Source organism: Winogradskyella sp. (genome assembly GCF_013213835.1).
In the GTDB taxonomy this organism is placed as follows: domain Bacteria; phylum Bacteroidota; class Bacteroidia; order Flavobacteriales; family Flavobacteriaceae; genus Winogradskyella.
Window position 1 is genome coordinate 158,175 of record NZ_JABSSU010000008.1, and the last position, 26,587, is coordinate 184,761.

At 33.3% G+C, this 26,587-nt stretch carries 26 protein-coding genes; 12 read left to right on the forward strand and 14 right to left on the reverse strand.

The genetic code is table 11. The annotated features are described in order from the left end of the window. Positions 1-146: 146 nt before the first annotated feature. The gene (locus HRU50_RS13205; protein ID WP_296351565.1) at positions 147-3,053 is read right to left on the reverse strand and encodes a T9SS sorting signal type C domain-containing protein; all 2,907 of its coding nucleotides are present in this window, start codon (positions 3,051-3,053) and stop codon (positions 147-149) included. A 150-nt stretch (positions 3,054-3,203) separates the two neighbouring features. Between HRU50_RS13205 and HRU50_RS13210 the strand changes: the two genes are divergently transcribed. The 3 genes from HRU50_RS13210 to hemL are packed head-to-tail and all read left to right on the forward strand — an operon-like array spanning position 3,204 to position 6,205. After that, positions 3,204-4,097 carry a 1-aminocyclopropane-1-carboxylate deaminase/D-cysteine desulfhydrase gene (locus HRU50_RS13210; protein ID WP_296351566.1) on the forward strand — a complete coding sequence of 298 codons (894 nt, stop codon included), beginning with the start codon at positions 3,204-3,206 and terminating at the stop codon, positions 4,095-4,097. Next, on the forward strand, positions 4,094-4,915 hold the full coding sequence (locus tag HRU50_RS13215; protein WP_296351567.1) for a glucosaminidase domain-containing protein: 822 nt from the start codon (positions 4,094-4,096) through the stop codon (positions 4,913-4,915). The genes HRU50_RS13210 and HRU50_RS13215 overlap by 4 nt, the downstream gene beginning before the upstream one ends. A gap of 3 nt (positions 4,916-4,918) precedes the next feature. Then, a complete protein-coding gene (hemL, locus tag HRU50_RS13220) occupies positions 4,919-6,205 on the forward strand; it encodes a glutamate-1-semialdehyde 2,1-aminomutase (protein WP_296351568.1) in 1,287 nt (428 codons plus the stop codon). Between the two features lie 50 nt (positions 6,206-6,255). Here hemL and HRU50_RS13225 read toward each other — a convergent pair whose 3' ends face one another. The 3 genes from HRU50_RS13225 to HRU50_RS13235 all read right to left on the reverse strand — a co-directional run bounded on the left by HRU50_RS13225 (position 6,256) and on the right by HRU50_RS13235 (position 8,728). After that, positions 6,256-6,585 carry a hypothetical protein gene (locus HRU50_RS13225; RefSeq protein WP_296351569.1) on the reverse strand — a complete coding sequence of 110 codons (330 nt, stop codon included), beginning with the start codon at positions 6,583-6,585 and terminating at the stop codon, positions 6,256-6,258. A 101-nt stretch (positions 6,586-6,686) separates the two neighbouring features. After that, positions 6,687-7,127 (reverse strand): hypothetical protein, encoded by a 441-nt coding sequence (locus tag HRU50_RS13230; RefSeq protein ID WP_296351570.1) that lies wholly within the window; start codon positions 7,125-7,127, stop codon positions 6,687-6,689. An 89-nt stretch (positions 7,128-7,216) separates the two neighbouring features. Beyond that, the gene (locus HRU50_RS13235) at positions 7,217-8,728 is read right to left on the reverse strand and encodes a hypothetical protein (protein WP_296351571.1); all 1,512 of its coding nucleotides are present in this window, start codon (positions 8,726-8,728) and stop codon (positions 7,217-7,219) included. A gap of 457 nt (positions 8,729-9,185) precedes the next feature. Here HRU50_RS13235 and HRU50_RS13240 point away from each other — a divergent pair, with 457 nt between their 5' ends. Both HRU50_RS13240 and HRU50_RS13245 read left to right on the forward strand, forming a co-directional pair. Next, positions 9,186-9,530 (forward strand): hypothetical protein, encoded by a 345-nt coding sequence (locus HRU50_RS13240; RefSeq protein ID WP_296351572.1) that lies wholly within the window; start codon positions 9,186-9,188, stop codon positions 9,528-9,530. Positions 9,531-9,564: 34 nt separating this feature from the next. Next, complete coding sequence (locus tag HRU50_RS13245; RefSeq protein WP_296351573.1) at positions 9,565-10,044, forward strand: hypothetical protein; 480 nt, start codon at positions 9,565-9,567, stop codon at positions 10,042-10,044. A gap of 56 nt (positions 10,045-10,100) precedes the next feature. On the opposite strand, the gene HRU50_RS13250 is transcribed toward HRU50_RS13245, so the two are convergent. After that, entirely contained in the window at positions 10,101-10,415 is a 315-nt protein-coding gene (locus HRU50_RS13250) for a hypothetical protein (protein ID WP_296351574.1), read from the reverse strand. A 131-nt stretch (positions 10,416-10,546) separates the two neighbouring features. Between HRU50_RS13250 and HRU50_RS13255 the strand changes: the two genes are divergently transcribed. Genes HRU50_RS13255 through HRU50_RS13270 form a run of 4 tightly spaced genes read left to right on the forward strand, consistent with a single transcriptional unit; the run spans position 10,547 to position 13,129 of the window. Then, positions 10,547-11,149 (forward strand): CPBP family intramembrane glutamic endopeptidase, encoded by a 603-nt coding sequence (locus HRU50_RS13255; RefSeq protein ID WP_296351575.1) that lies wholly within the window; start codon positions 10,547-10,549, stop codon positions 11,147-11,149. A gap of 2 nt (positions 11,150-11,151) precedes the next feature. Then, positions 11,152-11,418, forward strand: coding sequence for a hypothetical protein (locus HRU50_RS13260; RefSeq protein WP_296351576.1), 267 nt, complete (start codon positions 11,152-11,154; stop codon positions 11,416-11,418). Positions 11,419-11,451: 33 nt separating this feature from the next. Further along, on the forward strand, positions 11,452-12,330 hold the full coding sequence (locus tag HRU50_RS13265) for an alpha/beta fold hydrolase (RefSeq protein WP_296351577.1): 879 nt from the start codon (positions 11,452-11,454) through the stop codon (positions 12,328-12,330). A 34-nt stretch (positions 12,331-12,364) separates the two neighbouring features. Continuing rightward, positions 12,365-13,129, forward strand: a complete 765-nt coding sequence (locus HRU50_RS13270) for an alpha/beta fold hydrolase (RefSeq protein ID WP_296351578.1) — start codon at positions 12,365-12,367, stop codon at positions 13,127-13,129. A 35-nt stretch (positions 13,130-13,164) separates the two neighbouring features. Here HRU50_RS13270 and HRU50_RS13275 read toward each other — a convergent pair whose 3' ends face one another. From HRU50_RS13275 to HRU50_RS13305, 7 genes are all read right to left on the reverse strand, one after another. Next, positions 13,165-15,618 (reverse strand): zinc-dependent metalloprotease, encoded by a 2,454-nt coding sequence (locus HRU50_RS13275; RefSeq protein WP_296351602.1) that lies wholly within the window; start codon positions 15,616-15,618, stop codon positions 13,165-13,167. Between the two features lie 130 nt (positions 15,619-15,748). After that, entirely contained in the window at positions 15,749-16,729 is a 981-nt protein-coding gene (locus tag HRU50_RS13280; RefSeq protein ID WP_296351579.1) for a hypothetical protein, read from the reverse strand. Positions 16,730-16,838: 109 nt separating this feature from the next. After that, a complete protein-coding gene (locus tag HRU50_RS13285) occupies positions 16,839-17,819 on the reverse strand; it encodes a hypothetical protein (RefSeq protein ID WP_296351580.1) in 981 nt (326 codons plus the stop codon). 191 nt (positions 17,820-18,010) lie between these two features. Then, entirely contained in the window at positions 18,011-19,702 is a 1,692-nt protein-coding gene (gene lysS / locus HRU50_RS13290) for a lysine--tRNA ligase (protein WP_296351581.1), read from the reverse strand. 111 nt (positions 19,703-19,813) lie between these two features. Beyond that, a complete protein-coding gene (locus tag HRU50_RS13295) occupies positions 19,814-20,698 on the reverse strand; it encodes a thioredoxin family protein (protein WP_296351582.1) in 885 nt (294 codons plus the stop codon). A 99-nt stretch (positions 20,699-20,797) separates the two neighbouring features. Next, entirely contained in the window at positions 20,798-21,205 is a 408-nt protein-coding gene (locus HRU50_RS13300) for a DUF1573 domain-containing protein (protein WP_296351583.1), read from the reverse strand. Positions 21,206-21,317: 112 nt separating this feature from the next. Continuing rightward, positions 21,318-22,370, reverse strand: a complete 1,053-nt coding sequence (locus HRU50_RS13305) for a LuxR C-terminal-related transcriptional regulator (RefSeq protein ID WP_296351584.1) — start codon at positions 22,368-22,370, stop codon at positions 21,318-21,320. A 235-nt stretch (positions 22,371-22,605) separates the two neighbouring features. Between HRU50_RS13305 and HRU50_RS13310 the strand changes: the two genes are divergently transcribed. The 3 genes from HRU50_RS13310 to lipB are packed head-to-tail and all read left to right on the forward strand — an operon-like array spanning position 22,606 to position 24,310. Then, positions 22,606-22,764, forward strand: coding sequence for a YqaE/Pmp3 family membrane protein (locus HRU50_RS13310; protein WP_296351585.1), 159 nt, complete (start codon positions 22,606-22,608; stop codon positions 22,762-22,764). A gap of 39 nt (positions 22,765-22,803) precedes the next feature. Next, complete coding sequence (locus HRU50_RS13315; RefSeq protein ID WP_296351586.1) at positions 22,804-23,604, forward strand: hypothetical protein; 801 nt, start codon at positions 22,804-22,806, stop codon at positions 23,602-23,604. Beyond that, complete coding sequence (gene lipB / locus HRU50_RS13320) at positions 23,597-24,310, forward strand: lipoyl(octanoyl) transferase LipB (protein ID WP_296351587.1); 714 nt, start codon at positions 23,597-23,599, stop codon at positions 24,308-24,310. The genes HRU50_RS13315 and lipB overlap by 8 nt, the downstream gene beginning before the upstream one ends. Here the strand turns inward: lipB and HRU50_RS13325 are convergent. Both HRU50_RS13325 and HRU50_RS13330 read right to left on the reverse strand, forming a co-directional pair. Continuing rightward, positions 24,302-25,234, reverse strand: a complete 933-nt coding sequence (locus HRU50_RS13325; protein ID WP_296351588.1) for an ion channel — start codon at positions 25,232-25,234, stop codon at positions 24,302-24,304. The genes lipB and HRU50_RS13325 overlap by 9 nt on opposite strands. Before the next feature lie 40 nt (positions 25,235-25,274). After that, on the reverse strand, positions 25,275-26,324 hold the full coding sequence (locus HRU50_RS13330) for a nucleoid-associated protein (RefSeq protein WP_296351589.1): 1,050 nt from the start codon (positions 26,322-26,324) through the stop codon (positions 25,275-25,277). Positions 26,325-26,587: the final 263 nt, after the last annotated feature.

Sequence of the window (26,587 nt, forward strand, 5' to 3'; positions counted from 1 at the left end):
TGGAATTGAATTCTTGGTAAGGTTAATTCAGTATAAATCCAGAAAAGTTGCCTATAGAAATATGTCTTTTGAACGAGAGGCTTATCAGAATGAAGGGGATTTGAACTTCCTTCAAAAAAGAGCATTTTGGAACTTTATTTATTTTTTTAAAAAATAATTTTGAACGTTTTTTGAGCATTATTTTCTAATACTACTTTTATAAGTAGTGTTTGCTTTTGTGGACGCATACCTGTAACTGTGAAAGTATTCATATTCACAGCACTTTCAAAAAATAATTGTCTACCAATAACATCAAAAATCTCTATCGATCGCAGCAATTCATTCTCAGACGTTACATGTAGAGTTTCTCTAGATTCAAAAACTTTAATGCTATTTAACACGTTAAAATCATCCTCACTTAATGTGGTATTTGTGTAGCGCAGAATGAATCTATCATTGATTTCACCAATAGCACTAGTAAAGGAGTATGGACTATTTTTAATATTATGAATGATGCCTTGTTCAAGGTCTTCAATATATATATCCTGATCTGAATTGTCAAAAATACCCTCCAAGGTATTAATGGCTATGGTTTGTATGCCTTGCTCAGAAATATTCATTCCAATAGGAACGCTATCTGCACTGTCAAAAGGAGTCTGGCGTCCTTGTATTAAATAACTCTGGTCATTAATAAAAGTGTATAAATCTAGACCATTACCAGATGCTGCAGCGGCGTCATATAGTCTGTCATCATCATTTGTAGCCCCATCAACGTAGGCGACAAGTGTTGTGTTTGTACTACCGGCAGGACTAATAAAATCTAGCCAAATTCTATGTGCAATACCTTCTTCATCCGAGTTATTAGTTGTGTTTGTATTATCTCTATAAAACTGGTCATTATCATGGGTACTATCTCTCATAGAATTGTCAAAGGTAATTGTCTCATTAGTAGATGCATCATCTGTCATGAGAACAAAAAATCCTTGTCCTGCACCAATATTTCCATTGAAACCTGCAGGAGTTGATGAACCACTGAGGTTATATACTATGTAATCTGCAGAATTATAATTATAGAGAAAATCATCATAAAATGGATCTGGATTTGCAGTCCCAACCTCTGTGCCATGGGTCCATAAGTATATACTTCCAGAAATATTAGTGTTGCTCGGACTAGATAAAAAATCTATGGCATTTATTGCTGAAGGATATGGGTTTCCAACGAGATTCCAGTTGTCATCATTATTAGTGACTTCTAATAAATCTCCTCCTACAATTGGTTGGTAAAAATAAGCGCCACCAGTATGTGTTCCGCGTTCTATTGGAAAAACAATTGTGCCATTATTTGGGGTTCCACTAAATGTTGCTGTATAATCAGAAGGCGTTGTAGTATGACCAGAAGGTCCTCTTACTGCATACCCTTTTGCAACTGTCATCGCTCCATTATTATAGCCTTGCCATTCTCCAAAAAGCATATTTCCAAAAGGTGTAATTCCTTGAAACAAGGTAGGAATCCATTGATATTTAAATCCGTTTGGTGTAAGCGGTGAGACGTTTTCAATATTAAAAGCACTAACCGGAGAAGACCAGTAAACATAATCGCTTATTCTAATATTGGCAGTACGATTCATTGTAAAACTGCCATTAATGGTATTGGCAACATCATCTATTTGAATAAGGCTAGCACTGTCATCAATGTGATACGTTGCACCAGATTCAACAGTAACACTATTGGTAATGGTTAAGGTAGAATTAGTTTCTTGAGTTAATTCTGCACCATTTGCAATGTAGAGACTATAACCAACAGCATCTAAATTACTGTAAAATGTTGGGTTATTACCAGATGTATTAGGTATGTAAATACAATTGGTATCGTCTGGGACGCCACTTGGTGTCCAATTATCATCAATATCCCAATCAGTACTGCCTGATGCTCCATTCCATACTTTGCCTATAACATAATCTGCCTGATATCTAACGTTTGGATTACTAGTACACGCTCCCCAAAAAGTGTAAATTCCTGGCGTATTTGTATCCGAAAGTGGTGAGCCAGTAACTCCTACAGGATCAAACGATGATCCGCTACCTATTGATGTTCCACCAGTTTCAGAGGTGTACCATTCTGTATTGCCAGGTGGACCACTAACATTCCAAGTAAAGGGTCCGGTATGTGTGGTGCTTGAAAATGAATATTTAGTCGTAACCAATGTATAATTTACACCAGCTACCAAGTCAACGGTCAATTCTGGATTTAAATCTGGTCCGTCATCATCAGAACCTGCTACCCAACCTGCGGAACAAACTCCAGGTACAAAACCAGAGTCGGTCTCATAAATATATCCCATTGCATCAAAATAGGGTACAGGTTCATCCATTGAGAAGACATATTCGCCAGTTGCATCTACAGTAAAATCAAGAGATGCATAATTTGCGGTATCTGTAGCATCAAAAGCGCACGGATCACCGCTAGAAATAAATATTTGAGGTTGTAAAGCAACACTATCGGTAGAAGCATTCAGGTTACCATTAATTGTATTGCCTATGCTTGTAGAACTATCGCATTCTAAACTAGATACTAATGGTTGGCTAGCCTCACCTGGGCAATTTAGAGTAACGCCATAAACTCCTGGAGGTAGTGGCGGATCAGATAATAAGGTAACTTCAATGTTGCCGTTAGACAAAAAACCAGAGGATTGACAATTAGACCTGTTTAGTTGAATTCTGTAATCGCCATCTGCTGTTGGTGTAAAATCAATTGATGCAGCTGTTCCGGTACAGGCAGGTCCGTTATTATCATTGAATGCTTCAAATCCACCTGCTAAAGTTCTTATTGTCATTTGAGTATCCTGACCAGAGCCGCAATTAGAAATTCTATAAGTGGCACCAGCAAGCATATTATTTACCCTAAAGTTTCGTCTACCAGCATCATTTAAAGGTGGAGTGCAAGTTATAGAGTTACCGACTATCGTTGGTGCATCCTCGGTGCAAGCAATAGTGTTAAATGCCGCACATTGCGAAAAACCAGAGTAAGTAAAAACAATAAAAACAACAATTGTGGATAGTAATAGTTTCTTCATAATTTATAGTTCACACAACTATAAATAGGATGTAACTCACAATAATTGAGCTCATTGAAAAGATAGATTTTGATGGGTTGACGAGCTAAATGTAAAAAAATAAATTAAACTTTAACATTTTTAGAAAATTAATTTAGTTTGTTTTGGTGTATGCTAAAAGACATTCAGTTTGAAAATATACGGATTGATAATCAGGTTTTTATAAAACCAGAATACATGACGCATCAATTTATTTCTGGAAATAAATATCGGAAGTTAAAATATAATTTGATTGAAGCGAAAAATCAAAATAAAGATGCATTGTTAACATTTGGTGGTGCATTCTCAAATCATATTGCAGCAACTGCATACGCAGGCAAAATATGCGGTTTTAATACCATTGGAGTCATTAGAGGTGAAGAGTTGGCTCATAAAATTAAATCGAATCCAACATTAACTTTTGCAAAGTCATGTGGTATGCAGTTCCATTTTATCGATAGGGAAGCATATAGGAAAAAGAATGAGAACGATTTTCTTGAAGATTTAAAATCTAAGTTCGGTTCCTTTTATACTGTACCTGAAGGCGGAACCAATACATTGGCAGTTAAAGGATGTGAAGAAATATTAATACCAGAAGATCAGCAATTTGACTATATATGTGTTTGTGTTGGTTCAGGTGGCACGATTTCTGGTATCATAAATAGTTCTAGTAATAAACAGAAAATTTTAGGTTTTCCGGCATTAAAAGGTGACTTTTTAAAGGTAGATATTCGTAAATTTGCAAATCAGCAAAATTGGGAATTGATCACTGATTATCATTTTGGCGGTTACGCTAAAATAAAGCCTGAATTGGTAACGTTTATTAATGAATTTAAACAAAAAACTAATATCCTTTTAGATCCTGTGTATACGGGTAAAATGATGTTTGGGATTTATGATTTATTTGCAAAGAATTATTTCCCTAGAGATTCGAAAATATTGGCAATCCATACAGGTGGTTTACAAGGTATTTCAGGTATGAATCAAAGGTTGAGAAGAAAAAATATGCCACTAATTAAAGAATGAAAAAAACTCACAAACACATATTGTTATTGCTAATTACACTTGCGTTTAGTTGTGGTCCTAAGAAAGGAATCGTTACCAAAAGAAGTGATGAAAAACAAAAAACAGAAGGTACAAAAGAAAGCACTGAAGAACAAAAGGTGAATGATAAAAAGGAAGTGAAGACTGAACAGAAGTCTAAACCAGTTTCTAAAGTTGACGCCTATATACAGCGTTATTCAAATATAGCAATGACCGAAATGAGAAAGTCAAAAATACCTGCGAGTATTACTCTAGCACAAGGTATTTTAGAATCTGGATCTGGAAATGGTAGGTTGGCTGTTAAAGCTAATAATCACTTTGGAATAAAATGTCATGGATGGAAAGGTGCTAAAATCTATCATGATGATGATCGTTCTCAAGAGTGTTTTAGAAAATATAGAAAACCTGAATCTTCCTATGAAGATCATTCTGATTTTTTAACTGGTCGAAAACGTTATGCCAAGTTGTTCGATTTAGAACCTGATGATTATAAAGGATGGGCAAAAGGCTTAAGAGCTGCAGGTTATGCCACAGATAGAAAATACCCTCAAAAGCTAATAAGTCTAATCGAGCGCTATGAATTATATAAATACGATCAAGAGGTTTTAGGGCAAAGTAATTCAGAAAAAAGAGAACTTATAAAAGTTAATCATGGTGTTAAGCGCGTCATTGTAGAGCAAGGTGATACACTTTATTCACTTGCCAAACGATACAATACTACAGTAGATAAAATTAAAAGCTTAAATAATATGAATTCTAATGACCTTGTAGCAGGTCAAGAATTAATGATTCCTAATTAATTTATGTTATATCAAAGAAGTAGTGCTTTATTTATAGAAGCACAAACCGTTATTCCGGGTGGTGTTAATTCACCGGTAAGAGCATTTAAAGCAGTGGGTGGAACACCAATTTTCGCAAAATCTGCTAAGGGTGCATATGTTTATGATGAGGATGGAAATCGATTTATTGATTATATCAATTCATGGGGTCCAATGTTATTAGGACATGCGTTTCCTCCTGTGGTAGATGCTGTGATATCAAAAACTAAAGAAGGGACATCTTTTGGTATGCCAACAGAACTAGAAACAGAAATAGCAAAACTGGCGGTATCAATGGTTCCAAATATTGATAAAATTCGTTTTGTAAATTCTGGAACAGAAGCCTGTATGAGTGCTATTCGATTGGCAAGAGGATTTACTGGTAAAGACAAAATAGTAAAGTTTGCTGGCTGTTATCATGGTCATAGTGACTCATTTTTAATCGCAGCAGGTAGTGGTGCGGTTACATTTGGAACACCCAATAGTCCTGGTGTAACACAAGGTACAGCTAAGGATACCTTACTTGCAAGGTATAATGATTTGGAAAATGTGAAAGATCTTGTAAGTGCTAATAAAGATGAAATCGCTGCTATAATCATAGAACCAGTAGCTGGGAATATGGGCTGTATTCCACCAATAGAAGGATTCTTAGAAGGTTTAAGAGCTATTTGTGATGCGAATGATATTTTGCTCATTTTTGATGAAGTAATGACTGGATTTAGATTGGCAAATGGTGGAGTGCAAGAACTAAAAGGTATTGATGCAGACATCGTTTGCTTTGGTAAAGTTGTTGGTGGTGGTTTGCCTGTAGGTGCTTTTGCTGCTAGAGAAGAAATAATGAATCATTTGGCACCATTAGGGCCAGTATATCAAGCAGGAACTTTGAGCGGAAATCCGCTTGCAATGGCAGCAGGATTGGCTATGCTTAAGTCAATAAATGAAGATAAAGGTCTCATGAATAGGTTACAGGAGAAGACTAAATATTTACATAACGGTATTGCTGATGCTTTGAACAAAAACAATGTTGCCCATACCATTAATAGAATAGGCTCAATGATTTCTGTACATTTTTCAGAAGATGCTGTTGTAGATTTTGATTCAGCTGCAAAAGGTAATAATGATACGTTTAAAAAGTTCTTTCATGGCATGTTAGAACGAGGCATCTATATCGCGCCAAGTGCTTTTGAGAGTTGGTTTATAACCGATGCGCTCACCTATCAAGATTTAAATGAGACGATAACAGCCGTAGAAGAAATTGCCAAAGACTTGTAATAAAAAAGGCTTCGTTAAAACGAAGCCTTTTTTTATAAGATAGTAACTAACTAATATCTTTTATTAGCTATGTAAGTTTCGTATTGTTTCTCGGTTAAGATGCCTTTGAGTTTACGATCTAATTCATCATTGATCTTTTTCATACTTTGGCTTTTATCCATGCCGTCTTTGCTTTTAAATTCATTTGCTGCTTTAGCATGTTCTTTTATAGCTTCGTAAATTTTGTCCGCTTGAGCGTCATCAAAACCAATTTGTTTTTGAAGTATTTCAGTTTTACTAATTGCTTCTCTATCTAGAGTAGATGTTTTTTGAGCGAATGCAGTTTGCGACCCTACTAACAGAGCAAATACAAACAAACAAAGTGTAATGATCTTTTTCATTAATATATTATTGTTTAATTATAAGAGGTCTAAAATAACAATTTATTTGTTTTAAATAAAAAAGTATCGCATTTGCGATACTTTTTCTTTCTAGATTTATATTAGTTTGATCTAAGTCTATTTTTTCGTTGACCTCTATTTCCGAAATACTTCATGTAGGTCTCATACTGTTTTTCATCAAGAATTTCTTTCAATTTTTGTTGCAATTCACTCTTTTGACTTAATTTATGACTCTTAGATTTCGCCGTGGCACCTTTGTCCTGTTCACTTCGTAATTCGTTTTTCTTTCTCTTTACTTCTGCAATTCTTACTTCATTTTCTTCAGCAATCTTAACAAATAATTCTCTTACCTTGGTTTGTTGCTCTGGTGTAAGATTTAGTCTTTTTGTAAGCATGTCAACCTCTTCATTAGCAGCGTCAATTGGAGTTGTAATCTTTTTTTTAGCTGTAATTTCTTTACCGTCAGTGTTTTGCTTCGTCTCTTCTTGAGCAAATCCGTTGAATGTAAATAGTGCTAATGCGATGACTAATAATTTTTTCATGTCGAGTTACTTTTTATTAAAAAACGGAAACTAAATACCATTAGAAGTTCCCTATGTAATAATGCTAATTTAAAAAATTATTTAATACGCTATGGATAGAAAGTACTTTGTTTAATGGTTTTAATGGTAGTTTCATAAAGATTAGTCTTGGTTATTTTACTTTTCAACCAAGCATAACTACTCAAAACGAAAATGTCTTCTTTTTCAGGATTAGAAAAGTCAAAACTTGTTGCTATTTGCTTTTTAAATTCTGGATTATTGACTATAACAGGATTGTTGTAGATGCGTTCTGCAAACGAAATAAAGAGAAGTATGCGGTTTTGACCGATCTGTTTAAGGTAAGATGTGTATTTACTTTTAAAGCTCTTTAATCTTGAAAATAAAAGATCATCCTCAGTTAGTTCTATGTATAGTAGTATTTCGGCAATATTTTTTTTAATCACCCAATCTATACTTGCTTTCTCTATGTAATAATTATCTGTGTGATAGAATTTAGATAAAATTGATTTTGCTTTTGTAAATTCTTCATTTTGAAAATAAAACATAAGTAAAGACAGGTGTAAGTCTAACAACGATTCTATGTCTTTGTGTTTCTTTTTAATAATTGATTCAACTAAATTAATAGCTTTGCCTTGATGATTCGTGTAATTGTAATTAAGGGCTTCGACCAAAGTGCTTTTAAGAATAAATGTGTTCTTGTAAGTTCCATTTTTAGACTCCATGAGTAATTTCATCTCGCGGATGTAACGAAGTGATTCATTAAATCTTTTGTTTCTAAATAAGGTATTAGCAATAATATAAACGATGTGTATTTGGTAAAAGAGTTGTTTCTCTGAGTCTTTTTTATTTTTAAGTATTTGGTAGCTTTTTAAAACAAATTCCTCAATCTCATAATACTTACTTGTTACTAAGGCCGAAATATTAGCTATAGCTAGTATTTGGTATAGCGATTTAAATGAAAGTGATTCATTTAATGTGATGTCTAACTCCTTGAGAATAGTATTTAATTCTTCTTCAAAATTTATAATCTTTCCTTCATAATTAATTTGATTTAAGACTGATTTTAGTTTTGCGTAGACTATATTAAGTTGATCTTCAAGAAGATGTTTTTTGTGATTTTCTGTTTGTTTTTTAATTAAGTCTTTTAAGTTGACTTTTGAGTAATTAGGTGCATACTGAATTTTAGTGTGATAAATTTCATTGAGTATTGGGTATAATGAATGTTCTTCAGCTATTCGTTCTGCCTTATCCAATATTTTATAGGCTATTTCAAAGTTATTCTGCAGTAAATATGTTCTTGAAGCAAGAATATATTTAATAATCTGCATGTCTGTTGAGTTTTCATCTTCAAGATTTTTATTGGCTGTAAAATCAATTAGAGATTGAAATAGGCGTTTTCTTAGCGCGTGATAAGCATTGCATTGTTCTACCTTGTAAAGTTGAGTGCATATAGACTTCGAGTCTAATTCGGATTTAGCTATTAGTTTAAAAAGTAGCACATTTTTAGTATCCTTTCTTTTGTTTTTATCTTCTAAATATGCAACAAACTTGTGTTGTTCTTTAGTGCTTAAGGCATTTATTATCGTAGTTAAATCAGTCATTTAGTCGTCATATATAAATACACAATGCCACATAAATATAATAATATTATCATAATATGTAAAAATAAGTCGTCAGTTATGATAGAAATTAGGTTTTTCTAATGCCATCTAATAATTGAGCTTTGTACCAGAATCATTAAAACAAAAATTATGGTATCAATATCAAAGTTTTCAAAAACAGAGCGAATTTTTTCAATCTTATTACTAGTAACCTTCTGTCTTTTAATAGTATTTGTAAAATCAATACATGGTTATCTTCTAGAAGCTTATGCCCAAAAAGTAGAGTTTTTAGCCAACAACACTTTAACAAGTACAGGGATTTTGAGGTATTAGTATGCTAAAAAGAAGTTTAAATATTACTTTTTTTATTACAGTTGGAGTCTCCTTAATTGTCTTTATTTATTTGATTTTTTTGGGTTACGATGAGATAAAGACCTTAAAGGATATAGTTAAAATAGTGAGCTCTATTTTATTTCCAATTCCAATTTTATTTTTTACACGTTTTATAGTGATTGAGCATTTTTTGCCTGAAAATACAGATGAGTATAAGGCGAAACATCAAAAGTCGGCGACAAAGTTTTTAGTAGTTTCTATAATAGTGACTGTTGTTCTAATTCAGTTACTAGAGGCGATTACAAATAAGAAACTTGAAAATGCTTTAGTTCTTGCGCACTTAATTAATTCAACTACTATAAGCTCTTACGTTTTTAATTTTCTGTTATATAATAATCTAAAGGCTAACGGTATCTTAAGCGGAGTCCTTTTGGCCTTGGCAGTACATATCTTCTTTTTATCCGCTTAAAACTTTAAATGTAAAATCATCAAACACAATTATTATGAATTTATTTAAAACATCAGGCGATCAGTCTAATGCTAATAAAAGAGATATGCTGTTTAGCTTTCAGACCATTATAGTAGCAGGGTTACTCACCTTTACAACAATTGCCTTTTTCTTTTATAACGACTTAAGCATAGTAAAGGGTATTAAAGTGGTTTTTGCGCCATTTCTGTCAGTAGTTCCTTTGCTTTTTGTTTTGTCAATTTTAAGAGATTTAAGGAAAGGCTTTGTTGAAGGTAATTATACCAAACAAGAAATCGTAAAGTTTTGTGTAATCACTTTAGGAATTACCCTAGCATTTACTGGGGTTACATTTTTACTATCAAAAATAGAGGCTTTAGAAATCTTATTAGCCGGTATAATAGCCATTCTGAGTATTGTGTTTTTTCTGAGAAGTAAGATTAAGGATATACTAGGAATGTCTATAGTGACAGGCATTGCGGAAGGTATTATTGTATATATGATTTTTTTGTTTTGATGATTAGTCAGAGGATGACCAAAAAACCTCGCAGATTGGTTTAGGGCTGCGAGGTTTTAAATGTTAGTTGTTATCATATATGTTATAAATAGAATTAAACAAAAAGCTATTGTCAAAAATATTAAGAGAATGATGATAACCCTATTAGGTGATATAGTATAGTTGACCCACTTATTGTTCTTCCATTTTGGCGACTCAAATAGCTTTAAATCTATAAGTTTTGCGCTTAGGTAGATTAAAAGAATACCTAATATTCCTAAAACACCTCTTAATGGTATTTGGCGATATAAACCTGTTATCCCAATTGATGAGTTATATAAAAGTAAAACACCTAAAAGTCCAAGAATAACGCCAAGTAAGTTTTTATACATAATTCAAAATTACGCTTTAACAATTAAAAAAAGATAGAATAATGGTAGTCAGGTTTAAAAAATATTTCAAAACGTCGAGAGACCTAAATTCAGGTCAAGGGGTTGAAGATAAAGTTAGACTTTTAGAAATTTTGGGTGTTGCTGCAACTGGTTTGGGTAAGTTCGTTTTTATGGATTATCTCAATTGGAGATTACAGTATGTTTGTGTGGCGATTTTAGCATGGTCTATTTATGTTTTTTATCGTTATAAGAAGAATAAAAACGTGATAAAAGATTGGGGTTTTAGGTTAGATAATTTTGTCCCAACGCTAAGGTTAATGATGCCTTTTGCAATATTCTCAGTGATCACTTTTTTTGTTGTGGGTCTGCTTCAGGGATCTATAAACTTAACCTGGCATATCATTCCAATTTTGATAAGTTATCCTATTTGGGGAAGTATTCAGCAATTTTTAACTATTGGTCTGCTAGCTGGTAATTTATCAAATATGAAAAGGGTAAAACTCAAGAGAGCTTCAGTAATTATAATAACAGCTATCTTTTTCTCAATAGTGCATTTTCCTTCGATTTGGTTAATGATTGGAACTTTTATTCTTGCACTGTATTACGGCTTTATTTATTTAAAATCTAAAAACCTTTATGCTTTAGGTTTACTGCATGGCTGGTTAGGCGCGTTTTTTTATTACACTGTGCTTAACCAAGACCCTTTTAGTGAAATTTTCTTGAAATATTTTTAACTATGAGAACAAATTTAATACGAAGTTCTATTTTACTGTTGCTTGGGTTTTTAACCATTCCTTTGCTTGAAATACTACCAGTTGAAGGAGGAGGCGCATCTTTAATAATTGTTATCACAATACCATTTATTATTTTGATTGCAATAATAACGACAATCATCTTCAATTATTCATTTAAAACTAAAAGTGATTTAATTAGACGTAAAGCATTTGTAATAATGGTTTTAATTCTTGTCTTCTTAAATTTGATTCTATTTCCGCATAAGTAAAATTTAGTATCTTGTTGGTAGTAAACTTAGTATATGCAATATTGGATTTCTACAATTTTACTCGTTTTGGCTATTTATATTGCCGTGAGCGTAGCTTTGTATTATTTGCAAGATTACATGCTTTTTAAGCCTGAAAAGCTTCCGAAAAATTTTCAGTTTCATTACGATAATCAGTTAACAAAAGAGTACAATCTAGAGACTAGAGATGGTGCAATAATTAATGGGTTGCGTTTTTACCCAAAGGGCGAAAGCAAAGGTGTTGTGCTCTACCTTAAAGGAAACTCGAAAAGTATAAAAGGTTGGGGGAAATTTGCGGTAGATTTTACACGACATGGTTATAATGTGGCAATGATAGATTATCGAGGTTTTGGTAAAAGTACAGGTAAACGCTCTCATAAAGCCATAAAGCGTGATTTACAAGAAATTTATAATAAGCTCAAAGAACGTACTTCTGAAGATAACATTATCATTTATGGACGTTCATTAGGTTCTGGTTTCGCAACAAAATTAGCGTCGCTTAATAATCCTAGAATGTTAATACTTGATGCGCCATATTACAGTTTAAAGAAGGTAGCAGCGCGATATGCTCCATTTATGCCACTGTCGTTGCTTATGAAATATCCGATGCCGACATACAAGTGGTTAAAATATGTCAACTGTCCTATTCATATAATTCATGGTACAAAGGATAAATTAATACCGTTTAAAACTAGTGTGAAGCTGGCTCAGATTAAGCCTGAGACAACTAAGCTACATTCGGTACTTGGTGGTGGACATAAAAATCTTAATAATTTTGAGTCTTATCATAAGATGCTAGATGATATTCTTAATAACGAACCTAAAACGATAGATCTAGAAACCACAAGTATTAATGTCATTCATTCATCAAAAAAAAGTAAAAAGAAAGCTTAAAACAGTATTAATAATATTTTTAAGCTTATACGTTATGTTGGGTTCCGCACTGTATTTTTTTCAAGAAAGGCTATTGTTTCTTCCGACTAAATTAGAGCAAGATTATCAATATCAGTTTACTTATAATTTTGAAGAATTATTTTTTGAGACAGAATCTAATTCTAGTATTAATGCCCTTCATTTTAAAACAGAAAATCCTAAAGGTATTATACTTTATTTTCATGGAAATGCTGGTGATTTGAGTCGTTGGGGAAAAATAACTGAATATTTTGTTGCAAAGCAGTACGATGTATTGGTTATGGATTACAGAGGCTATGGAAAAAGTAGAGGGAAATTGTCTGAAGATGCATTTTATAATGATGCGCAATATTGTTATGATTATCTGTTGAAGCACTATAAAGAAAATGAAATTACCCTTTACGGTAGATCTCTTGGGACAGGAATAGCATCTTATTTGGCTTTAGAAAATCAACCTAAGCAACTTATTTTAGAAACACCATATTACAGTATTGCCGATGTGGCTAGCCGAAGATTTCCAGTATTTCCTGTAGAGTCTTTACTTAAGTATAAATTCCCTACCTATAAGTACTTACCTAATGTAAAATGTCCGATTACCATAATTCATGGAACGGAAGATACAGTTGTGCCATTTGCTTCCGGTAGAAAACTTGTAGGTACTAACCGAAAATTAATTCAATTCGCAACTATTGTTGGTGGAAATCATAATAATTTAATCAACTTTAAAAAATATCATCAAGCTATAGAAAGCTGTTTAAAAACAAAAAAGACTTCGAGTTAACTTGAAGTCTTTTTTGTTTGATATAAGTTGAATTCCTATTTATTAGGATCTAGAATATTGTTTACACGTTCAATGGCATCTGCTATGTGTATTCTACTCATTGCATCTCCACCACGAGCTGATCTTAATTGACTGCGTAAAGACTTTAATTCTGCTCTAACTACAGCTCTAATATCAGACTGACTTGTATTAACGGCTGTCACCTTAACGTATGGGCTAAAAGTTCTACCACTTTGGTTTTCAGCAGTCATTAAATACGCTAATCTGTCTATGTGTGCACGCTGTAAATTACGACGATAAGTATCTATTTTCTTTCCAGTTCTAAGTTCACTCCAAACACCTTTTCTAAGTTCGCTCATCATTTCTAATAAAGAGTACGCTTTAATGTCGTACGTATGAGCCTCTGTTAGACGCTGCATTCTTCCTAGACTTAAAAGATTGTTCAAGGTTCTTGCTTGCATTCTTCGAACACGTTCAACCGAACCTGAGTATTCAATACGATCAAAAATGTTTTTGTCTATTAACCATTCAGGCGTTTCAAACAAATGTTTTTGTAAAAACTTCATCGCCTCCTTTTGGTGTGCTTTATCTACTGGTGTATATACAACTCCATCTTGGTCTGCTGTTTTATAATCTTCATAAACTCCACCTATATTACTTGAAACGTGACCCATGTAACGGTTAAACTGAGATACTACATGACCATACATTTCACCTAAATCATCATAATCTTCACCTTTGTCAGTAGTCCATTCAATTAAGTTAGGAACAATACGTTTAAGGTTTTTAATACCATAATCACTAGCTAACATAGCGTTATCTCCTAAGTCTTCGGTTTGCGAACTTGGATCGTGAATATCGCCAACTTGCTGGTGTCCAAATCTATATAGTGGATCACCTGCATGTTTCATAATCCACTCATTAAGAGTTTCTTTTTCTTCCTCTGCAGTTTTATCTAAAATTGGTCTATAACCCCAAGCAATTGAATACTTGTCATATACACCAACATTAGGCATTAATGCAACACCTTCATCACCAGGTTGTGCTACGTAGTTAAAACGTGCATAATCCATAATTGAAGGTGCAGTTCCATTTTTCTTGGTAAACTCAGCATCACGCAGCTTCTCAACAGAATAGGCTGAGCTGCTTCCCATGTTGTGAGGTAATCCTAAGGTATGTCCAACTTCATGAGCAGCAACAAATCGTATTAACTCACCCATAACTTCATCTTTAAATTCTGGACTTTGAGCGTCTGGATTAATCGCGGCAGTTTGTACAAAGAACCATCCGCGTAACAATGACATTACATTATGGTACCAGTTTATATCACTTTCAAGAATTTCACCAGTTCTTGGGTCACTAACGTGAGGTCCGTTTGCATTTGGTATTGGTGACGCTAAGTATCGCACCACTGAATATCTTACATCTTCTGGTGTCCACTCTGGGTTTTCTTCAGGTGTTGGTGGATCCATAGCAATAATAGCATCTTTAAAACCAGCAGCTTCAAAGGCCACTTGCCAATCCTCAATACCTTGTTTAATGTATTTTCTCCATTTTTCTGGTGTTGCTCTGTCAACGTAGTAAATGATTTGTTTTTTAGGCACTACTAATTCACCGCGTTTAAATTTTTCTATATCCTCATCTTTCACCTCTAATCTCCATCGATCTAGATAAGTTAAGCTTTTACTTCTTTGTGCACCAGAACCGTAATCTGTGGTGCTTCTTGTAAACCATCCAACACGTTCATCAAAATAACGACGTTTCATAGGGTTGTCTGGTAATAATATCATTGAGTTGTTAATCTCTATAGAAATACTTCCTGTACTAGAGTTTGAAGGCGGTCTTCCTGCAGCATATGTTTTAACATGTCTTGCTTCAATGTTTCTAGGGTAACTTTTAATACTTTCAATAAAGGACTTATCGTTTTCTAATCGTGTTACTCTATATGGTCTTCTTCTAAAAATTGGTAAGCCTAATGATTTTACATCCTTTGAGAATAATGGTGTTGCGTCGATAACTGTACTTGTAGAATCCTTGCTAAATGCTTTAATTGGAAAAGTAAATAAAACAGGTTCAAAATTTGAATTCTCAACAGCTTCGTTTACAGGTAAAGAATCCGCAGCAGTTACGTTATAAGATACTACGCGTAACACCACTTTTTTAGGTTTCTTTTCCCATCTTAGTACTTGTTCGTTTTGTTTTCCACCACCGAATCCAAGGCCATTAGCGGTCTTAGAAATACGAGTCACCATCAACATCTCTCTATCAAATAGAGAATCTGGTATCTCATAATAATATTTGTCATTTACTGTGTGAACGGTAAAAAGTCCTGCATCACTCTTAGCATCTTTAGTAATAACCTTGTTATATGGTTTTGGGTCATTTTTACCTGGTTTCTTAGCAGGTGGTTTTGCCATCGCTGTAGTGGCATCTTTTTTCGATTTTTTAGCTTTTTTGGCCGTTGAACATGAAAATGCTAAAAAGCACATTACAACGACAAGTAATCTTGTAGAAAAAGTCTTCACGTTAGTTAGTTTAGTTGAAATTGCTTGTTAATATAAGAATTTTAATAGCTAACTATTGAGTGACTATTTAACTTTAATAATATTTTAACGGCACTTATTCTAGTGTTTGTAAATAAGCTTCCAACAGATCAGCACCTTCTCTATGTTTAATTGTGGTTCCGATGTAAGGCATACTAAATCCTGAAATATATTCTGAAATTCGTGTAGAAATGCTAAACCTTCTTTGATAGATGTTTGAATCTTCCAATGATGTTTCGTACGCTAAATCTAATGTGGATTCTTGGTCACAGAATCCGCCAGGAATATGGCAATGTGCGCAGTTAATATCAAAATATGATCTAGCTCTATCTTCAAGAGAAGCGTTTGTATCTTCCCAATTAACCATACTAGAAACTTCATTGTTGGACGAAATACCAGTTACGTACTGATTGTTAATTAAATCTTGTAATTGATTAGTGCCGTTTATGGAGAAATTAAGATTACGTAGTTTGGGTCCAATAGGTGTTGAGGTGTCATTTATGTTATGACAAGTAAAACAATCATCGTTTGATGGTATAGCATAAGTGATATTATTAGTATCGCCATTTTCGTTTATCCATGTTACTGGGACTTCACTTCCGTTTAAGTCTAATATTGCTTCAGTTTGAGCTTCGTTCCACTTATAATCGCCTGTTTCCCAAGCGCCATTAATTTTAATTAAAATACGGGTTTCAATAATCTGACGTCCTAATGAAAGATCTCTCTCATCTAGATTATAATAAAATGTCTTGGCAATAACAGTATTTTCAGGGAATATTGGCAGACCATTACCGTCATATTCTAAAGTGGTATTGTTTGGCAATGCAATTACTCTCTGTTTATGAGCATAATCAGTAAAAAGACCGGTATTTAACTTGTACTCAAAAGCCTTTGAGGAGATATTCAGGTCACTTAGATTGCCTATAAATAAGTTAAGTTCGGAAAGATTAACTTTGAACTCTGCAACGACATCTAAATCTTCAGCTGGTGACATGGCGTCATCATTTGCGCATGAAAAAGTTATAATTAAAAGGATAAAAAGAATAGCTTTTCTCATAATATAATTGGTCAACTGTATTGTTATGGGCTTAAAGTAATAAAAATAGGCCAATCTTCCGTATTCATGAAGAGTCAATTCCTCCTATAAATCGTTTAAGAAGAAGATTCTAAAGTGTGTCTAGGTATTCTAACATTAAACTTACACCTTCATCATGCAACATTGAAGTGCCTATCCATGGCATTGTAAGGCCTTCTTGATAGTCAGATGAGGTTCTAAAGATGATAAATCCTTTACGTTCAATAATATTTGTTTCCTCGAGTGGAATATCGTAATTCAATCGTAAGGATGATGGGAATGCACAATAACCTCCGTCTGAATGACAATGAGCACAGTTGACATCTAAGTAAGCTCGTGCTCTTTCTTCTAAAGTATAATTGTTGACGTCATCCCATCGTGGAAACGAGATGAGGTTATCAAAATCAACATCAGTTATGCGTTGATTTGCAGTAAGTTCTTCTATTTGATTAATGCCATTTGGACTAAAGTTAAGCAAATCTAGTCGCACTCCTAAAGGTGTAATTTCGTCATAAGAACTGTGGCAAGCAAAGCATTGGTTGTTGGCTGGTATTTTGTAATTTGTTGAGACCGTTACTCCATCTTCATTTGTCCATGTCACTGGTACTTCACTGCCATCTGGATGAAGAATTGCATCTGTTTGATCTTCATTCCATTTGTAGTTGCCAGTTTCCCAAATACCGTTTCTTTTAATTAAGACACGAGTTTCTATAATTTTACGACCTAAAGCAGGATTTTGTTCATTTAAATTGTAGTAAAATGTCTTCGAAATGACTGTATTATTTGGGAAGATTGGTGTACCATTCCCATTATATTGCATTTGAGTATTTTCAGGTAATGCAATTAACCGAAGCTTGTGAGTATAATCGGTAAAAAGTGGTGTAATAAGTTGATATTCAAATACCTTTGAATTAATATTTAAGTTACTTAAATTCCCTTTGAAAATATTAAGTTCTGAGAGATTCTCACGAAATTCCGCAACAATATCTAGGTCTTCAGCAGGTGACATAGAGTCATCCTTTTCGCAAGAAAAAGTAATAATTAGTAATATAAAAGCAACGATTTTCTTCATTACATAACTTTTACTATAAGGATTTTAGAAACGTAAAATAAGAAATATTACAGAACTATCCTTTTCGAATGATTTAAACACTCTGATTATTTTTATTTTACAGAAAAATAGAATAAAAAAAAGCAGTAAAATATTTCATTAAAAATAGTTTACTGCAATATGATAATGTTGAGAGTTTATTTTAGAAGTTACTAAATGACTTCTACAAACAAACCTTCATCTGTTTTTTCAACCTTGGCTAAACTGTTTTTAGTCAATTCTTTAATCGTTTTATCCCATTTTTTATTAGATAAGCCAGATTGTGTTTTTAAATCTGGAAGCTCTAATTTTTCAGCTTTAGTAAGAATTTCTAGCACTGCTTTAGCATCATCACTAATTGCTAGTGGTTTTTTCTCTGGTTTCATTTGTGGGAAGAATAATACTTCTTGTATAGATTGATTGTTTGTTAAAAACATAATTAATCTATCCATACCAATTCCCATTCCAGATGTTGGTGGCATACCGTATTCTAACGCACGTAAAAAGTCGTAGTCTATAGTTCCGGTAGCTTCATCATCACCTTTTTTAGCGAGTTCTAATTGATGCTCAAAACGCTCACGTTGGTCTATTGGGTCATTTAATTCAGAATAGGCATTTGCGATTTCCTTACCGCAAACCATTAGCTCAAAGCGCTCTGTTAATTCTGGGTTGTCTCTATGTTCTTTACACAAAGGACTCATTTCTTTTGGATAGTCTGTGATGAAGGTTGGTTGAATGTAATTGCCTTCACACTTTTCGCCGAAAATCTCATCAATCAACTTGCCTTTCCCCATGGTGTCATCTACTTCAATGTCCATGTCTTTTGCGGCTTGGCGAATCTCATCTTCAGATTTTCCTGTAATGTCAAATCCTGTAAAATGCTTAATAGAATCTGCCATTGTTACTCTTGCGTATGGCGCTTTAAAGTCTATCTCGTGCTCACCAAAAGTTGCTTTAGTTGTACCGTTAACAGCAGTAGCACAATGCTCAAGTAAGCGTTCGCAGAAATCCATCATCCAGTTGTAATCTTTGTAAGCTACATAGATTTCCATGGCTGTAAACTCTGGATTGTGAGTTCTGTCCATGCCTTCATTACGGAAGTTTTTAGAAAACTCATACACACCATCAAAACCACCAACAATCAAACGCTTTAGGTAAAGCTCATTAGCAATACGCATGTATAATGGAATATCTAAAGAATTGTGATGCGTTATAAAAGGTCTCGCAGCAGCACCACCAGCAATTGGTTGTAATACAGGTGTTTCTACTTCGAAATAGCCAGATTCGTTAAAAAACGAACGCATAGCATTAAATAATTTTGTACGCTTAACAAAAACGTCTTTCACATGTGGATTTACAACTAAGTCAGCATAACGTTGTCTGTAACGTAATTCTGGGTCATTAAACTCGTCGTAAGTGTTGCCTTCAGCATCTGTTTTTGGTAATGGTAACGGTTTTAAAGCTTTACTTAAAAGCGTAAAATCTTTGACCATAACCGTTTTTTCACCAACTTTGGTTGTAAACAATTCACCTTCTACACCAATAAAATCACCAATATCTAGTAACTTTTTATAGACATCGTTGTATTTGCTTTTATCATCTCCTGTACAGATTTCGTCCCTATTAAAGTAGACTTGAATACGACCTTCGCTATCTTGAAGCTCAGCAAAACTTGCACTTCCTTGAATACGACGAGACATTAGTCTACCTGCAATAACAACTTTCTTGCCTTCTTCAAACTTAGATTTGATATCTTTTGAAGTGTCCTTTACAGGAAATAAATCTGCAGGATAAGGATTGATACCTAAAGCTCGTAGCTTATCTAATTTTTCGCGTCTTACTAATTCTTGTTCCGAAAGTTGCATTCTAATTCTATTCTAAAAATTCAGACTGCAAAATTACGTTATTTACGACTATTGTTGCAAAAAAAACCATTAGGTTTTAATAACTAGTGGTAATGAATTTAATAGTTCTTTTTAGTAGGATTCAATAATCTTAAGGTTTTCTTTTAAATCTGTGTTTTCAGGAAAACGTTTATTCGCATTTTCAAGGACTTTAATTGCTTCTTTCTTATAATTTAAAACACCTAATGTATTTGCTAAACTCATGTAAGTTCTTGGCTCTTCCTCAAAAAGTAAATTATTGATTTTAAATACTTCAATAGCCGCTTCTTTTTGATTTTTAGAAAATAAAACGCGACCGTAGGTATTGAGTTCAAACATGCTTGATACCTTGTTTTTAAATTCTTTCACAAGTTTTTTGCTTTGTTTTTTTAAACCATTTAGGCCATCATTTTTTAATATGGTATTGATTTGAGTTACAATCTGATAGTTTGACTCATAATCGTTTGATGTCGTTATGTTAAGCATATCTTTCTCTAAAGACTCAACAGGATGTTCAACAATTCTATTGATTTCTTTCCCATTTTTGTAAAAGATAAAAGTTGGTACACGATGTATGTTAAGTCCTGCTTCGTAATGACGTGGACTTTGCTTATACATGTATGGTTTTGAACTTAATGCTATAACTGTGAGTTGATGCATAGGAAAGTTTGAAGCTTCTAATATTTTGTAGAAACGCGGCACCTCTCTTTTGCTATCTCCACACCAAGTTCCCATAAATACTGTAATTGTAAAGTTATTTAAAGTCGTTTTTAAGTCGTTAATAATACTCTTGTCGACTTGGTAATTATCATAGTTTTCTGAGAACCATTGATTGTAATTGTCAGATGTTAGGCCAGATTTGTCGATTTTTCCGAGTAAAAACGGATTGCCTTCGTCCGTGATTTCTTTGTTAAGTTCTTGAGCTTGAAGTTGAAAAAAAGGAATAGAAATAAGGAAAAGAAAGAAATACTTTTTCATTTTGATTGAATTGTTTTGTGGTGAATTCTGAATAATTTAAGCGCAGTCAACAGCAGTTTAAAGGTGCCTTTGTTAACTACGCTTTTAAATGTTTCGAGTTTATTTAGCGGCAACAATTTTGCCTTTAATTTTAAGAATTTTGTTTCCTTCTTGTGCATTAGACATTACTGTGATGGTTTTGGTGAAATTGCCTAATCGTTTGGTATCATACTTTATGTTTATTCCACCTGTTTCGCCAGGAAGAATAGGTGTTTTAGAGTAACTCGGCACAGTACAACCACAGCTTGTTTTTACATTAGTGATAGTTAAAGGTGCATCACCTTCATTTATAAATGTAAAAACTTTTGTACCGTCAGAATATTGTTCTACTGTGCCGTAGTTAATGATTTCAGTTTCAAATTTTATAATTGCAACTTTTTTGTCAAGGAAGTTGATATCACTCTTTGAAGCATTAAAAAATCCGATAGCTAAAACTAAAATTAATAATGTGTTTACTGTTCGTTTCATGATTTAAAATATTTTGATTCGTAATGAAACAAACATCATAATTCTCTTTAAAAAAAGTAAACTAAAACGGGTTGGAAATTGGTACTAGAACCTAGTTTGAATTTTTTAATTATCAGGAAAACAAGGATTTAGCTTCGTCTCGAGATTGTACATTTAACTTCTTGTAAATGTTGTTTGTATGAGATTTTATGGTATTAACACTTAAAAATAAGGCTTCGGCAATGTCTTTATTGGTCTTATTTTCTAGAATATGCTCTAAAACAACTTGCTCTTGTTTAGAAAGCTTTTCCTTTAAATTTTTAGTCTGAGATTTCTTTTGTTTCCAATTACGAAACACTAAAAATCCATTTAAAAGAATGGAAGCTGAAAGTATAAAATAGAGCAATGTGTTACTCTGTGATTCATTATTGGTTATTGATGAATCTAGCATGTATCTATCAGCAGAGAGTTCATTAATATATTGCCTTGTATATGTTGAATTAGGGTAGCTGTTCACCAATCGTTGCTTGAGACTAGTGTAATAATTATTGTCTTTTAAATCTTCAACATAGTAGCTGTGTAAATCACTACTGCGGTCAGATAAATATGAGTAAATATATAATTCAGCAATGGGTTCGTTGAGGGCTTCTCCGTAAGCTTGTAAGGCGCTAAACCATTTTTTATTGTTGAGCTTTCGATTTGCTTCGGTTCTAACCTCGTTATATGCAAATCGCATTTCGTTCTTTAAGGAATCAATTTTCAAAAATGCATTAGCCTTAGGGTTGTTAGATTCAACCTTACAAAATATCTGATTTCCAAACGAAAAAGGAAGGTTAATCGTGTCTGTGTTGTTTGCAATAAACAAAAGTTCTTCGCTGTCATTACAATGTCCATTAAAGTGATTAACATCTTGCTGATTGTCTGAGCATTTATCTATATGAATTCGATAGATCCGATTATCAGCATCGAGCATGTTACCCTTAAATTCAAAAAATCCGGATGCATCAGCAGTAGTTTTAGCGATAATTTGTTCGGAGTACACGCCAGACATTTTTCTGTAATCTTCTACAATGGATAAGTATACAGTATTCTGTCCTTCTTCAGGGTTTATGAAACCAGAGAATGAATATTGGGCTTCGCAAAATAAAGAAGCGAGAATTGCTAGTATGCAGAATTTAAATCGCATAGAACGAAACTACATAATTTTTAAAGACTTCAAAATTCTTTATGATTTTATGTGTAACATTTTTAAGGAGTTGAAGACTTATATTATAGTTTCTATAAAATCTTAGAAATATTAGTTAGAAGTTAGTTAGTGGTAAGATTGAGCTTGCAGAGATTGTTTTAGAATAGTCGGTTTTATGCAGGCTCAACCTTACGTTTTTAACGTATCATCATCAAATCAAAAAACAAACATTAATATGAGTATTTGGCGTGTTATTCTGTCCATAATTTTCCCACCATTAGCTGTAATAGATAAAGGTTGTGGATCTTTTCTTATAGTTCTACTCTTAACTTTTTTGGGCTGGGTTCCAGGAGTTATTGCTGCACTCGTTATTTTAAATAACCCGGAACGATAATTCATTATCTTTGCTGAAGATATAGTAAGTAAAAAAATAATGAAAAAATTAATTCTCTTATTGGCAGTGCTAGTTACTGCTTTTAGCTGTAATGTTACAGAAACTTTAATATTTGACGAAAATGGGTCTGGTGAGTATTACACCAAATATGATTTATCAGAAGCTATGAAGCAGATCGGTGCGATGGGACCAGAAGGTAGTGGCGATAATAAAGATGAAAAGAATAGTAAAGTCATGGATACACTGATTGTGTTCAGTGACATTATGGAAGTATATAAAGATAGTGTTGCAGCTCTGCCAGAAAATGAGCGCCTTGTGCTAGAATCTCTTAAAGGCATGTATATGAAAATCAATGCAAATGAAGTTGAAAAAGAAATGGAGTTTGGTGTTGGGCTGAAATTTAAATCACTAGAAGATCTTAAGGATATTCAGAAAAAGATAAGAGCGGCACAAGCCATGAGTCAAAAGGATGGTGAGCTAGATAAAATGAAGGAGAACCCGATGATGTCAATGCTTTTTGGTTCGGACGAAAGTGAACTAGCGTTTGAATATAACGACAAATATTTTACAAGAAATACGTTTTTTGAATTACCAGAAGACATGTCTTTAGAAGATGTGTTGTTATCAGAGGAAGATGCAGGTGATGAATCATTTCAGCAAATGCTTTCTAACGCCTCTTATTCTGTAAATCTTAAGTTTCCAAAAAAGATAAAATCATATTCTATCGAAGACGCTAAATTGTCTGACGACGGCAAAAGCCTTGAATACACATTTAATTGGGTAGAGTACTTAAAGAACCCAAAAGTATTAGACGTTAAAGTTGAGTTTGAGGATGAGTAAACTAATACAGTTAGAAGATCTCGGTTTAAAGGACTATAAAGAAACTTGGGATTACCAAGAGACCCTTTTTAAAGCCATTTTAGATACTAAAATTAAGAATAGAAGAGAAGATGCTGGTTTAGAAACTGATAATCACTTTCTTTTTGTTGAACATCCGCATGTGTATACTTTAGGTAAGAGTGGTGATATGTCTAATTTGCTTTTAAACGAGGAACAACTAACGCAAAAAGGAGCTACTTTTTATAAGATAAATAGAGGTGGCGATATTACTTATCATGGTCCTGGGCAAATTGTTGGTTATCCAATATTAGATTTAGAAAACTTCTTCACAGACATTCATAAATATCTTCGTTTGTTAGAAGAAATGATTATTCTAACACTTGCTGAATATGGGATAAAATCTGAGCGTAGTAAAGGTGAAACAGGTGTCTGGTTAGATGTAGGTACACCTTTTGCTAGAAAAATTTGTGCTATGGGAGTTCGTGCAAGTCGTTGGGTAACAATGCATGGTTTTGCCTTAAATGTGAATGCTGATTTAGGCTATTTTGATAACATTATACCATGTGGTATTAGAGGCAAAGCAGTCACTTCATTAAACAATGAACTTGGGGTAAAATTAGTAGATGAGACTGAAGTAAAAGAAAAGCTATTGAAACACTTTAAAATTCTTTTTGAAGCTGAGTTTAAACTTAAAGAATTAGTTTAATTCGGCTTTCTCACATTCATTAATTCTACTGACATCAACTAATGTTTTACCATTTTCTCTTTTAGCTACATAGATGAATTTTTGTCCCCATGCTATTTCACTTGGTTTGTAAGATGAACGAGAATATACCATTTGACCTGAAGATTCGTCAAAAGCTTTTAGCATAGCAATAAATTCGAAGTCTTTTTTAAAGAAATCTTCTTCTGTTAAACCAAATAAAGGGCTACTATCATCAATAGGATGTACAACAGTCCACATAGAAGGAAAAAAGCGTACAGAGCTTCGCTCAAGGTCTAAGACATAAAAATCACGAAGATCAGAATTATCACGTTTGGCAGATAGACTGATATTAACTTCAACTTCTAATAATTCGTTTTTTTGAGGGTTAACAACTCTAAACATAAAACCATTAATATTCTTGTAGGGTGCGATAATTGCTTTGTTGCTATATCTAATCTTTGATTGAGGTTTTGAGAATCTCCCATACAGTAAACCCGTAGCTAATGCGAACGAGAGTAGGCCAAGCATAGACTCTATGGCTGCAACAATATTTGCAGGCAGGCCAATAGGAGCAACTCTACCATAACCCAATGTTGTCACAGTTTGAGCACTAAAAAAGAAGGCCTCCATAAATTGCTCAAAAGGTGATAACCCTTCTGTATGAGTAAGATTTTCAATTCCTATGAAACCATAGATTAATGCGAAAAAAGTATTGACAATGAAATAGCCAACGAGAATTAATAGGAAGAATTTGCTCCAACTCATTGTGACTAATGAGTGAAAGAAACTAAGACGCTCAAAAAAGGGAATATTAATTTTCTCGATATTAAAACTTCCATCTTTATTTAAAGCTCTAAACCCTTCGGAAGATGATTTTTCACCTAACCCAAAGTCGTTAAATTTATCTTTCTTGTGTTTTGCCATATAGACCCAAAATTAATGAAAAAAGGTGAAGGTTATTTAGCTATCCTTCTTCATTAAAAAATACCTTGTAATAGTGCATTTTCTTTTCTTCATCGTAACCACGTTCTAAGTATTCTGTGGAGGCGTCAGGTGCGTCAACGTCGAGTTTTATTTGGATGTTAGTGTCTAGTTTAATTTCGGTTTTAATCTTTTGTTTTTGCTTCTTTAAAACACGTTCAGAGACATCAAACTGATTTCTGATAAGGACTTGATTTTCAGATTCATATTGCTTTTTGTAGTCTTCAAATAGCTGAATTCGGTCTTCTTCTTCAAAGACTTCTTCTTTAAATGTCTCAATATTTACAATTTCATTTTCTTTAAAAAAATCAACCGTTTTTGCGAGAAAATTACTCTGCTCTTGTCCACCAAAATTTGGTTGTAAAACTTCTTTAGAAAACTCTCTACAGAGCTCTATGCAATTTTTAGTATGTTGGTTGCTGTCATCGGGATATTTAATGTTTAGAAAGCTCTTTATCCAGTATTGTGTGTCGTATGTATTGTTGTCTACACTAAAAACTATTTTTCCTTCCATGTCTGATGTATTTAGAATCAGACAGCCTTTATCAACTTTTTTCGTCTGTATACCTTTTTGAACAAAAATATCGTAATTGCCTTTTTCTAAATAGGTTTGAAAAAACTCTGTTTTATTTTCAATTTTATAAATGCCAATAGCATCGGTGAAATAGTCTTCGTACTGAATGTTTTCAAAATGACAAATAACAACATCTCCAGTTTTTATTTGTGCAGAGTTACTTTGTTCATAAAGATGTGTAACTACATGTTTAGAAGCCTCTACAAAGTCAATTTCATCTTTAAATAATTTATCGCTGTACGTGTTTATTTCATTCAGGCCTATATCACTATGATGATGAAAACGGTAGCTTTCAGTGGCACTTACAAATGGCTTTAAGAGATAAGGAAGCATAAGGTTATAAGTGGCTTCATCAAAGTGAATAGCATCATCTGAAAATGCATTTTTAGTATCATTAAACTTGTTGCCAACTTTATGGATAATACAATTTTTTATTGAAGCTTTTTGACGTTTTATCATTATTAAAAGTGAAAAATATTGCAATTGCAATACTACAAAAGGAGAGTTATTATCTAAAAGAAAACGTCAAAATAAATTTTGACGTTTTCAGATCAGGGGACTTGAAAATTTTGACTATTATAATAACTTATGCCACATCAGCAATTAAGAGTAATCCCTTGTGAAAACTAATTGTAATAAAAATCTGAAATTAAGCGGCATAACTATTTGATTAATAGGTGTGTAAATATAGTGTTATATTCAGAAATAAAAAAGTAAGTCCA